The sequence below is a fragment of the Sulfurospirillum tamanense genome (assembly GCF_016937535.1).
GTDB classification, from domain to species: domain Bacteria; phylum Campylobacterota; class Campylobacteria; order Campylobacterales; family Campylobacteraceae; genus Sulfurospirillum_B; species Sulfurospirillum_B tamanense.
In genome coordinates this window covers 1-8,618 of the sequence record NZ_JAFHKK010000045.1, presented here as the reverse complement: position 1 = coordinate 8,618, position 8,618 = coordinate 1, and the positions used below count along the sequence as shown (strand labels likewise).

Below are 8,618 nucleotides of genomic sequence, written 5' to 3'. Positions count from 1 at the left end.
TAGCACCAAAAAAGTTGTTTTCATTTTCTCTCCTTAATGTAGTATTTCTGCGATATGGTAAACCACTTGTTTTTCCATGGTTTCCTTCGCCTCTTGGGGCTCTAGGCCCATCTTTAACGCCTCGGCAAGCACACGCGTGCGCTCTTCCACGCCCCATGCGCTTCCTTCTTTAACACGCATGGAGACTTCCACAATAGCGCGATACACCTCATCCGCCAAGGCTCTATCTGCCACACCCATCGCTAACGCCACGCCAACGCCAACAAGGATGCTGTCGCTTGAACTACTGCCCGACGCACGAGAAAACACACCAGCGACCCCACCGCCCACGCCAGCCGCATGGTAATTGGCTGCTTCTTTGAGGTTGTGCGCAAAAAGTGTGTGTACATGTAAAGCTATCGACGCATCCTTTTCATCTGCCACTAATGTCACACCGCGACTTTGCAGCGCCTCCCCCAGAGGCTCTTTTAGCTCCAAAATGCTCGCTTGTGTCCCTGTAACACGCAACCACACTCTTTTGTCACTAAGCACTTGTGGCGACAAGGAGATGGCACGGGTTGTTTTTGCCTGTGTTTGTAGCTGTGTGGTAGCGCACCCACTAAGCCCAAACGCAACGACCAACCCCAAGATAAATGCCCTCAAAAGCAACTCCTTTATATGAAATGTTTTTCGGGGGAAAGTATACAAATAAATTGTGACAAATAGTGTCAAATAATAAAAGAGGGCTTACATGTAAGGATAAACGTATTTAAAAATAGACTCGTGCGTAATTAATTTTGTCTCTTATTGGACAAAAGATTTTGCGTGCATTTCTCAATGCCGCTCACAATTGTGCTGGTTAGCTCTTTTGAAACTTCAAGCTCGGTTGCCATCTTTGCAAAATCATTAAAATTATCAATCGTGGAAAAAATTATATCGCGGCAAGTGCTTGATTTTATATTGCAAAACTCGCCAAACTTCATCAAATCCCCCAAGATAAAATCCCCTTGCTTTTGATTTAATTTGATTTGATGCGTCTTGGTCCATTTGCCCATTGGGTCAAATGAGTATGTCATATCAAAAGCAGGTGCAAAGCTCCATGTGCCACTTTTATCCATCAAAAAACCAAAATTTTTAGTATGGTCATCTTGATTTCTACCAACAATATTAAAAACTGCTCGTTTAAAAAGCTCTGTGATTTCTGCCTGAGACATATTTAGCTCGCGCATCAACAGCACAAGTTGTTCGTAAGAGTATGTTCCTGTCGCGTCCCTATCAGCATGAGCCAAACCCGCCCAAGATGCATAGTGTAGTTTTTCGATTTTTCCTCTGCCCTCTACTCTATCAAACCTTTCAATCATAAAATGAAAACTATCACCATCTAAAACATAGTCAATATTTGGGATAGCAATTGCACATTTTTTTGCTATTTTAGAGTAGATATATTCTACTTTAGTCATTCCTTTTGGGTCATTACTATCTCTATCACTGTTTGCATCTGTATCAAATTTTAATAGCCAATAGTCAAATGAGCTATCATAAATCTGTGTGCCATCATAAAACAAACCAGACTTATCTCTGGCTACGACAGCTTTTGCTCTAGCCCCACCAGCACTAGAGCTAACTTGTATGATACTCATGGCATCTTCTATTTTTTTTACCTCTTGCAATTTTTGATTTAAATCTTTGCTACGATTTAATACAATCTCAGACAACTGCGCCAACAAGGACAAATCAAGTGCAATCTTTGGCCTATCTTCATCACTCTCAATTGCCTCTGGATGGTACTCCAAAGCCCCCATTCCTCTTTTGCCAACATACAACAATCTGTCGAGTGTTGTGATGTTCTGTGGTGGAATTTTTTTATCGGCCATGTATAAATCAATGAGCTGATTGCCAAATTTATCAGGAAGCGAATCGGCAAAAACACCCGCAACGCCCTTGAACGTTCTTTTGCTGATATGCTCAAACCTAAATCGAGAGGGCGGGTATTTCATCTGGTATGGAGAGATTTGCACCCCTGTGTTTAAAAACTGGGGAGTGTACTCAAAGGTAGCAACTTCCTTTTGCCCAGGAGAATACCCAAGGTAACCAACACTCGTCCCCCAAAGCCGCACCTCTACTGTTTTGCTCATCTATCTTCCCCCCATATAACCCCTTTGAGAGTCGGATGTTTTTTGTAAATTCTTTTTTTTGGCTCTTGGGGTGCGCCGGTTATGGGGCTGTACTCTTGCTCTTGTTTAAACAAAGGCTCCAAAGCATCAAGCTCCCCAAGACCTCTTAGTATTCTGACAAAACTTGTCAAAGAGATGCTGCTTTTTCCATTGAAAAATCTAGTCAAGGTGTCGGTGTTTGTGCCGCTTCGTTTTGCAAGTTCTTTCACCGGAATCTCTTTTTCTCTACGAATATAGTCTAAGCGTTCACCAAGAGTAGCGATAATTTCTTTATCTGTAAAAAGCTTTAAAGACATGTTTTCTCCTTGTGAGTAAATTGTACAATAAAAACAGTAAAAACAGTAATTAAACCAAATTATCCAATATAAAAGCAGTATTTACATGTTTTAATTATGAACTTTAAAATTTTTGATGCGGATTTGAAATGGTAATGCTTAGATTTTATAAAACTGTTTTTTGATTTCGCTGGTCTGTTTTTTTGGAAGCTTATGCGCATCTGCATAAACTTCAAAGTTTGATACAACACTATAGATTTCATCTATTATAGCTTTGCTCTCTTTGATACCATTTCTCTTTGCAAGCTCCTGGAGGTGCTTTATGTTTGGATTTTTACCAACATTTAAATAGGTAGTGCTATGCTCACCCCCTGGGCCAAAAGAGAACGTTAAATCATAAGCAGGGGCGAGTTTCCAGTTGTTATTCTCATCCAGTAGATATGAAAAGTTCTTAGCGTGGTCATCGCGATTGTGGGTAAACAGATTAAAAACTGCAATTTTATATGCTTTGATAACTTCGTTGATATCTTTGGTCAAATGCAGTGTTACTTTCAAAATATCATCATAATCAAGGGTTGGAATCCTAAAATCACTATGCGTCAATCCCGCCATAGAGTGGATATGAACTCTTTCATCGCCCTTTCTATCAAAACGTTTTATTGCAAAATATCGATTTTTCCCCCCTTCTAGCAATTTTGTATCGCTCATAAATATTCCAGCATCTTTTGCCATAAGAGAATAAATATATTCAAGCGCCCCCACGTGAGGACTATCCGTACTGCCTGCAAACTTGACCATATAGTGCTCATAGCCATTCTCTAAAGCTCTATTTGAAGGGAGTATTTCATTTTTTTGGTTTAACTGAACCATGATTTTTGGTCTTGCCCCAGCACTAGAGCCATTATGGGCAATGAGGGTTTCAATGTTTTTTGAACTAACCCCTTTGAGTATCTCTTGTGAGGCAACGTAAAGCTCGTCTAAATTTATTTGCTCTATTTGATTGTAGGTGCTCACGATAGGCGCATAACTCAATGCACCAATCCCGTGCTCGCCAATAAATTGCAATCTGTCCAAGGGGGTTATATTCGCAAAACTAATGCCTTGACTCATCAACTGCCTATCAATAAGCAGCTTCCCCCATCCATCTGGAAGCGAATCTGCAAAGACTCCAAATAGTCCATCAAAAACCCTATCTTCACACTGTTTTACGCCTGAACTAAGCAGGAGTTTAAATGGCGAAAGTTCTATATTTGTTTGCAAAAAATCTTTCTCATATTCAAAATATATCTGCCTGTTTTCGTAAGCAAGCCTTCCGACTTTTATCTTTTGAGAGTGTTGGTGCAGGTAAACATTGATTAGTTTTACGCTCATTTAATCGCTCCTCTTTTTTTGGGAGTATCTTTTTTGCTGTGTAAAAGTTCATCTATCGAACTAAAGGCGTTTTTCTCCCTTAGCAAAATGCTCTCAAAATCATCAAGACAATCAAGAATAACCGCGAGTTTCAAAAGCGATTCTAAAGATATTTGGCCACTGTTTTCAAACCTTTTCACACTGCCAAGACTTACGCCGCTTTTATTTGCCAATCCTTCCTGTGTGAGATTTCGCTCTAACCTTCTAGTTTTAAACCGCTCTTTAATCGTTCGCATCATAGCGTGTGGTGTGCTTAGTTTAATAGCTAACATATTATCCCTAAATATTTTAATTACACAATTATAGCTAAAATATTATCTATTCTACAACAAGAAAGTGGAGTTAGTGCCAGTTGTGAAGCGAAGCGGCTTGCAAAGCAAATCACTCTCTTCGAGAAATCGGGTCTACATGTAAAGGAAGTCTCTGTGGTGGAGAAAATTGAACTCCGCCGTTTCAATCCCCTTCTTGTGAAGCGAAGCGGTTTGCAAAGCAAATCACTCTCTTCGAGAAATCGGGTCTACATGTAAAGTAAACGGAAAACACAATGACGGAGTGGAAGTTAGTTTCAATCCCCTTAAATCGGGTCTACATGTAAAGTCGTGAGCAAGAAGAGTATGAGGCCGAACTTATGTTTCAATCCCCTTAAATCGGGTCTACATGTAAAGTTATCAAAAAAATCAATGGGGAAAACCACGTCGCGTTTCAATCCCCTTAAATCGGGTCTACATGTAAAGAAAACGCCACTAAGAAACTTCTGGTTTTGAATCAGTTTCAATCCCCTTAAATCGGGTCTACATGTAAAGTCGACCATCACCAGATTAAAGAAGGTGACCCCTTCTGTTTCAATCCCCTTAAATCGGGTCTACATGTAAAGTAAATACATCTTTTTACACATCTATACTTATGTTTCAATCCCCTTAAATCGGGTCTACATGTAAAGATGTCGGCGGGGAGTATTGCGCTTCAAATGGGTTTCAATCCCCTTAAATCGGGTCTACATGTAAAGTCGAGTTTGCCACAAGCAATGAATACTTAATGCAGTTTCAATCCCCTTAAATCGGGTCTACATGTAAAGGGCAGTTTTGGTCATTTCAAGCAGACTACCAGCGTTTCAATCCCCTTAAATCGGGTCTACATGTAAAGGCTTCATCGCCCCTTTACAACGGCGTTTTGTTTCTTAAGTGAAACTGATAAGTATGAATTTCAGCTCTTTTTAAACCCAAAGGGCTTTCAAATGCCCAAAATAGGCTCTTTTGTTTCTGAAGCGAAACTGAGAACTTTTGGTTTAAAGACGCCATTCTAACCTCCTCTAGCTTAGATTTTGCCTAAAGAAGCACGAGCGGATTGTCCAAATCCAACGCCGTGCCAAGCCTAACGCCACTATGAATGACTTCATAAATCCTCACGTCATCCACCTCTGGGTCGATGAGCAAGCTAAGCCTTGCACACATTTCATCCATGCGTTGTGGCGACATTTCCAAAATCAAAAAAACACTATATTGAATGCGAATCCCTTCGGATTCGAGGTATTTTGCCACCTTACTCAGACGCTTTTCGTCGGCTATATCATAACAGACCAAACAGGAGTTCATACTGAGCCAACCCGCTGATACATCGCCACGATTACACCCCTTGCGTCTATGAAATGCACAGGCATTACCTTGGCTATATCATAAGCATCATTGAGTGTTAGTGCTATGTCTTTGTGCAAATATACGCCTCCTAAATGGCGCAACCCATACACCTGACTCAGCACTCCATCACTCACCTCAATGTGCGTTCCTTTTAAGCGCACATGGAGTGAGGGGGTTCGTATGATGAGGTTGCGTCTTTGAGCTGTCTCTTGAGTTTGATTATCTGTGTATTGTTCTGTTTGGACATGCTGTTCATAAACGGGACAATGTGCGTCCATAGCTCTCTCCTTGAAGTAGATTTAAGATAAACACCCTGCTTTAATGTAAAAGAGTCATAAGTAACCACGCCATCTAAAAAAAGTTTTGCTACAAAGTTGTTAATCTGTGCACGCAAAGGCTCTAGCAGGTCGCTACTAAGCGCAAAATGGTTGCGAAAGGGTGTGTGCAAATAGCTAATAGACGGATCAAGCCCGCGCATGTATAGCTTTGCACTCAAAGCATAATACCCCAAAGTGTACATGTAACTAAGCAGTGCATTCACGGGGTCTTGTGGTGGATTTTTTGAGCGATAGCCTTTAGCAAGACGGCGTTCAAAAAGCCTAAAATAGTGCCCAAAATACCGTTTTGCAAAAGCACCCTCAATGCCCATCACCTCTTGAATGGAAGCTGCAAGTGCTAGTGCCCTTAGCTCCTCTTCTATAGAAATTGGCATGTCAAACTCCTCCAAAGAGGCTTGATGGGTTGTAAATTTCTCATAAATGAGTGATTTAGCAATCTGAAGCCTTGATTTTTGGGCAAAGTACTGCATGATTTTTAGCTCACTGTTTTTAGAGATTGCCGGCAGGGTAATGGCAAAGTTTCGTGAATTGTTCGCCAAATACAAAATCGGCACATCTGCTGCGGTGATAGAAAGTACCGCGCTAGGCTCAATGCGTGCATTTTGTGTCAAAATAAGCATGTCTACAAGCTTAAGTGGCACGGTGTGGTTTTGGGTATAAATCTTTCCAGCTTTAACTTCGACATTGGCATTTTGCTTGTCAATGATAAGAGTATTCATAGGATTATCGCTCCTTGTGTCATGGTTAATGAAAGGGTCTTGCCTAAACAAAGAGGTTTTGGCGTGACAACAATACAATGCACCCTGTCTTGCTGTGGGTCTATGACTTTTGTTAGCTCTTTTGTCAACTCCCTAAGCTCATAAGCCCTCAAAGGAGCCTCTAAGGCGGATTTTTGTCCACCTAGTGCGTGGGCATAACAGATTTTGCGAACCTTTGCCAGACGCCTAGGTTCGGCGACATCATAACAGAGCAAATACGTACGCATGGACTACTCGTACTCAAAATTGTGCGGTGTGGTTTTGGGCTTCAAAAAAAGCATCGCTATCCACCACAAAGGCGAAAAAAGAAGAACCCAAGTCATGTGCCACCTAAAACTCAATCCTCGCTTCTTTGCGATGTAGCGCGTAGGCAAAACCAAAAACATAAAAACCAAAACTATAATCCCAAGTTCCACAAGTGAAGGCATGTCCATCTTTAACTCCTTTTTGTATTTAGTCGTCATCCATATCATAATCATTACTCCAATCATCTTGGGCGCAGTCAGTCTCTTGGTCGCCATAATCATCAAAGCCCCAATCATCGTCATCTCCGCCAATACTCTCGCCAGAGCTTGAATGGCTAGGTCGCGGCGCAAAGAATATGGAGAGCGTTAACAAGAGCAGCAAAAACCACCAAAAAGCATTGATGCCCCTAGAGGTGTGCATCTTGTGGATAAGAAACGCGGCCAATCGAAACCAAAATACAAACACCAAAACTATCACGATTCCAACCCCAGCCATCTCCCACATTGTCACCTCCTTTTGCTTAGTTGGTGACAGTATAGTGGAAGATTGTGACAGATAGTGTCAATTAGTCACAGTTGGAGTAAAAATATGGATAAAATTTTTTCAAGTAGAAATCAAGTCTTTCAATGTCCTGATAAGCTTTATCTTTACGGTCGTTTAGCTGGTGAGCTATGCTGTTGCGTATACTTGAGATACTGTCATAGTTTGGCTTTTTGCTCTCTTTCTTTTCCAAAAACATCTCACTATAGGGCGAATCAATATGTTTGTTTTTTACAATACGCCTTAACGCCTCATCTTCGCTATCTTTGTTGGGATATTTGAGCTCACATGCCTTAGTAACAACTGCTTCATGTAGGGCTAAATAACTCAGGGCGTATTGTTTATTTTCAAAAAACCATAGTGCAATCTCATATTGAAAAAGTGACAATGTCTCTTTATTGAGTCTTGAAACAAGTTTTTGTAAATCTTCGGAAAGCAAACTAAGCATTTTATTATCAGAAGAGGCAATGTGTTCAATTTTTTTATGTGCAGATTTAAAAAATTGCCATAATGACGCAAGATTTGCTAACTGCAAGTTTCTGTTTAGTTGCTCGAAAAGCTTACTTACGCTTGTATCGACGTTTGAATTGTGCATTGCTTCGATTAGACTAGTTGCATTGGAGTATTTTTTAAACTCCTTGATCGCCTGCGCCCAATCCAAGAGGTCAAAGAAAATTTTAAAATCCAACACTTCAGATACTGCCTCACCAAACATACCATAATATGCCGCTTTGATCGTAAGTTTGCTCTCTTCTCTTGCCATCAAAAATTGCATCAAAAAGATACTAAGCATCGGCATATAACGAAACCCGTGAGTTATGTCAAGATATATTTCATCTCCAGGTTGAAGATGGTCTTTTATTTGGAGTAGCGTATAAAAATTTTGCCATATCTCTTGACTGTCATTTTTTGCGTACGACAAAATCAAACAACGTGAACCACTGCTACCTAAAAAATCATTCATAGTGGTTTCAAGCTTTTCCAAATCAGCAATACCAACACCATTATCATTTTTTGCTGCACTAAGCTTGTCGTGATAGCTCTCATCTATGGCTTGTCCAGAAAAGATGAGGTATAGATTATCCCACATGGATTTATTGGTCCCAATGAAAAAAACCTTATCAATATTTGCATGTTTTATAAGAGCACTTGCCGTTAAGCTTTCATTTGGGTACTTTTTGCCCTCAATAAAATAGGTTGTTTTTTTATATTCACCACCCTTATCTTTGATAGTGTCACCCGTACCAATGGTGCTAATGAGTAC

The 8,618-nt window shown here is 40.5% G+C and carries 12 protein-coding genes and 1 CRISPR repeat array; all 12 genes read right to left on the bottom strand.

The features are described 5' to 3' along the window. Nucleotides 1-33: 33 nt before the first annotated feature. Nucleotides 34-642, bottom strand: coding sequence for a complement resistance protein TraT (gene traT / locus JWV37_RS12230; RefSeq protein ID WP_205460120.1), 609 nt, complete (start codon nt 640-642; stop codon nt 34-36). A gap of 128 nt (nt 643-770) precedes the next feature. Beyond that, entirely contained in the window at nt 771-2,114 is a 1,344-nt protein-coding gene (locus JWV37_RS12225; protein WP_205460118.1) for a type II toxin-antitoxin system HipA family toxin, read from the bottom strand. Continuing rightward, on the bottom strand, nt 2,111-2,449 hold the full coding sequence (locus JWV37_RS12220) for a helix-turn-helix domain-containing protein (RefSeq protein ID WP_205460116.1): 339 nt from the start codon (nt 2,447-2,449) through the stop codon (nt 2,111-2,113). The genes JWV37_RS12225 and JWV37_RS12220 overlap by 4 nt, the downstream gene beginning before the upstream one ends. A 138-nt stretch (nt 2,450-2,587) precedes the next feature. Continuing rightward, nucleotides 2,588-3,799: a type II toxin-antitoxin system HipA family toxin gene (locus JWV37_RS12215; protein ID WP_205460114.1), complete on the bottom strand. Its 1,212-nt coding sequence runs from the start codon at nt 3,797-3,799 to the stop codon at nt 2,588-2,590. Beyond that, the gene (locus JWV37_RS12210; protein ID WP_205460112.1) at nt 3,796-4,110 is read right to left on the bottom strand and encodes a helix-turn-helix transcriptional regulator; all 315 of its coding nucleotides are present in this window, start codon (nt 4,108-4,110) and stop codon (nt 3,796-3,798) included. The genes JWV37_RS12215 and JWV37_RS12210 overlap by 4 nt, the downstream gene beginning before the upstream one ends. Before the next feature lie 290 nt (nt 4,111-4,400). After that, nucleotides 4,401-4,981: direct repeats of the CRISPR family, unit length 35 nt; unit sequence GTTTCAATCCCCTTAAATCGGGTCTACATGTAAAG. A 182-nt stretch (nt 4,982-5,163) separates the two neighbouring features. Beyond that, nucleotides 5,164-5,430: a CRISPR-associated endonuclease Cas2 gene (gene cas2 / locus JWV37_RS12205; RefSeq protein ID WP_205460110.1), complete on the bottom strand. Its 267-nt coding sequence runs from the start codon at nt 5,428-5,430 to the stop codon at nt 5,164-5,166. Beyond that, a complete protein-coding gene (locus JWV37_RS12200; protein ID WP_205460108.1) occupies nt 5,427-5,606 on the bottom strand; it encodes a hypothetical protein in 180 nt (59 codons plus the stop codon). Before JWV37_RS12200 ends, cas2 (JWV37_RS12205) begins: the two co-directional genes overlap by 4 nt. Before the next feature lie 17 nt (nt 5,607-5,623). After that, on the bottom strand, nt 5,624-6,529 hold the full coding sequence (gene cas1, locus JWV37_RS12195; RefSeq protein ID WP_205460106.1) for a CRISPR-associated endonuclease Cas1: 906 nt from the start codon (nt 6,527-6,529) through the stop codon (nt 5,624-5,626). After that, nucleotides 6,526-6,795, bottom strand: a complete 270-nt coding sequence (cas2, locus tag JWV37_RS12190; protein ID WP_205460104.1) for a CRISPR-associated endonuclease Cas2 — start codon at nt 6,793-6,795, stop codon at nt 6,526-6,528. Before cas2 (JWV37_RS12190) ends, cas1 begins: the two co-directional genes overlap by 4 nt. Nucleotides 6,796-6,798: 3 nt before the next feature. Further along, the gene (locus tag JWV37_RS12185) at nt 6,799-7,002 is read right to left on the bottom strand and encodes a hypothetical protein (RefSeq protein ID WP_205460102.1); all 204 of its coding nucleotides are present in this window, start codon (nt 7,000-7,002) and stop codon (nt 6,799-6,801) included. Between the two features lie 19 nt (nt 7,003-7,021). Then, nucleotides 7,022-7,318: a hypothetical protein gene (locus tag JWV37_RS12180; RefSeq protein ID WP_205460101.1), complete on the bottom strand. Its 297-nt coding sequence runs from the start codon at nt 7,316-7,318 to the stop codon at nt 7,022-7,024. A 61-nt stretch (nt 7,319-7,379) separates the two neighbouring features. Further along, the coding region (gene csx2 / locus JWV37_RS12175; RefSeq protein WP_205460100.1) for a TIGR02221 family CRISPR-associated protein at nt 7,380-8,618 on the bottom strand (1,239 nt) is incomplete at its 5' end.